The sequence below is a fragment of the Shinella sedimenti genome, assembly GCF_022601905.1.
GTDB classification, from domain to species: Bacteria; Pseudomonadota; Alphaproteobacteria; order Rhizobiales; family Rhizobiaceae; genus Shinella; species Shinella sedimenti.
Map to the genome: position 1 here is coordinate 1 of NZ_JAKVIN010000026.1, position 2,505 is coordinate 2,505.

The window sequence follows — 2,505 nt, forward strand, 5'->3', positions numbered from 1 at the left end:
GTAAGCGGCAAGCAAACCCCATCTGGCAGGGATAATGACCATCAGGCTATGGCTTCAGGCATGTGATATTCTCTGATTGTGAGGATCTATGTCTACGCCTGCGGCTAGCCCTAGAATGATCCATATGATTGAAGCCGTAACGGATCGACTTGAGGGGGCTCCCCGGCAGTTGCGCCGTTTTTGGTCCGACGAGTTCAAGCTTGAGGCCGTTGAGGAGGCATGCCGACCTGGAGTGAACATCTCGGCGATCGCACGACGGATCGGCATAACTCCCTCGCAGCTCTATAGGTGGCGGCGAGAACTTGTGACCGAGAGCGCCCCGGAGCCATCGGCGTTGGCCGAAAGCCAGATGGGATCTGTAATCGCGACCAACTCGGCCATCGAGATCATTATCGGCGACGTCGTTGTCCGGGCGGGCGTGGATGCCGATGAAGCACACCTCCGTCGCGTAATCAAAGCGGTGCGGTCGGCATGATCCCGTCGAACGTAAAAGTCTTTCTTGCGAGCCATCCGATCGACTTCCGTAAGGGGCCAGACAGCCTGCTGTCGTTGGTGCGCGATGCTGGCAGTGATCCATTTAACGGAGCTCTCTATGTCTTCCGGGCGAAACGAGCAGACCGGATCAAGATCGTATGGTGGGATGGCTCCGGTGTTTGTCTTTACGCCAAGCGGCTTGAGAAAGCGCAGTTCTGCTGGCCGCGCATCGGACACAGCCGGGTCCAGCTCAATCATGCCCAGCTCTTGGCCTTGGTCGACGGAATGGACTGGAAGCGGGTTCGCTTCACGCCTGTCAAGCCGCCCGAGATTGTTGGGTAAAGCCACTGCGGCGAAATGAATCAGGGGCCTGAAACTGCGGGCGGGTCACGGCAAAATATGCTCTGATCAGGTTCATGACGCGACCCGAGATTGAGCTTCCGGATGATGTTGAGGCCCTCAAGGCCATGGTCCTCGCGATGGCCGAAAAGGCATCGCGCGTCGAAGCTTTGGAGAAGCAGGTCGATGACCTCGAGGCCCGGAATGCTGATGCCGATGAGCGCATCGAGCGGCTGACCCAGATCCTCAAAGCCTTTGATCGGGCTCGCTTCGGCCGGCGCTCCGAAAAACTAGTAGCAGCCGCCGTCGATGATGAGCAGCATGCCTTTGTCTTCGAGGAGATCGAGACCGGCATTGCGGCGATAAAAGCCCAGGTCACGAAAGGTGGCGCGAACCCGGATGGCAAACGCGCACCGCGTCCACGCAAGGGCTTCGCGCCGCATCTTGAACGCATCGAGGTGGTGATCGAACCGGAAGAGTTGCCGGAACACGCAGGTAAGCAGAAGATCCTGATCGGAGAAGACGTCTCCGAACGACTGGACGTTGTTGCGGCCAAGTTCCGTGTCATCGTCACGCGCCGTCCCAAATACGCTTTTAAGAATGAGGATGGCGTCATCCAGGCCGCGGCCCCGCCACACATCGTCGAAAGTGGCATTCCAACAGAAGCGCTCCTGGCCCAGATCGCAGTCTCCAAATATGCCGATGGCCTCCCCCTCTATCGCCAGGAAGCGATCTACGCGCGTGACAAGGTCGAACTCGACCGCAAGGTCATGGCCCAATGGATGGGCAAGCTGGGGTTCGAGCTCGACATCCTCGCTGATTATATTCTGAACGAGATCAAGAAGGCCGAACGGATTTTTGCCGACGAAACGACCTTGCCGACGCTTGCGCCCGGATCCGGGTCTGCAAAGACGGCTTGGCTATGGGCCTATGCCAGGGATGACCGGCCATTCGGAGGCAACGGTCCACCGATGGTGGCCTATCGCTTCGAGGACAGCCGAGCGACCGAATGCGTTGCAAGGCATCTCAGCGGCTATCGCGGGATCCTGCAGGTCGACGGATATGGTGCCTATAACAAACTCGTCCGCAAAGATGGAGGCAATGACGGCGTTGTCCTGGCTGGCTGCTGGTCGCATAGCCGCCGGAAGTTCTATGAACTGCATGTCGCCAAGAGCTCGAAGGTCGCCACAGAAACAGTCGAGCGCATGGCAGAGCTGTGGGAGATCGAGGAAACCGCCCGCGGACAAAATCCTCAGGCCCGTGTCGCAGCGCGTCAGGAACGGTCGGCGATAATTGTCCGTGACCTCTTCACACTCTGGCAGGCAACATTGCCGCGGGTCTCGGGAAAATCCAAACTCGCCGAAGCTCTCCGTTATGCCATCTCGCGCCGAGACGTCTTCCAGCGCTTTCTGACCGACGGCCGGATCGAGCTCGACTCCAACATTGTTGAGCGGGCAATCAGACCACAGGCCATCATCAGGAAGAACAGCCTCTTCGCAGGTAGTGACGGCGGCGGCAGGACATGGGCCACGATCGCAACGCTGCTGCAAACGGCAAAGATGAATGCCGTCGATCCTCAAGCCTGGCTAACCCAAACGCTGGAGCGTCTCGCAAGGGGGTGGCCCAGCAGCGAGATCGACGCTCTCATGCCATGGAATTACCAGGCCTAAACGGCCTCAGCTCCCCGCTTAC

3 protein-coding genes are annotated in these 2,505 nt (G+C 58.9%); all 3 read left to right on the forward strand.

Features of this window, described 5'->3' with window-relative positions; genetic code table 11:
* Positions 1–124: 124 nt before the first annotated feature.
* The 3 genes from MKI86_RS23740 (at position 125) to tnpC (ending at position 2,483) form a co-directional block, all read left to right on the forward strand.
* Positions 125–475, forward strand: a complete 351-nt coding sequence (locus MKI86_RS23740; protein ID WP_241605988.1) for a transposase — start codon at positions 125–127, stop codon at positions 473–475.
* Entirely contained in the window at positions 472–816 is a 345-nt protein-coding gene (tnpB, locus tag MKI86_RS23745) for an IS66 family insertion sequence element accessory protein TnpB (RefSeq protein ID WP_151045091.1), read from the forward strand. Before MKI86_RS23740 ends, tnpB begins: the two co-directional genes overlap by 4 nt.
* A 74-nt stretch (positions 817–890) precedes the next feature.
* The gene (gene tnpC, locus MKI86_RS23750; protein ID WP_241605990.1) at positions 891–2,483 is read left to right on the forward strand and encodes an IS66 family transposase; all 1,593 of its coding nucleotides are present in this window, start codon (positions 891–893) and stop codon (positions 2,481–2,483) included.
* Positions 2,484–2,505: the final 22 nt, after the last annotated feature.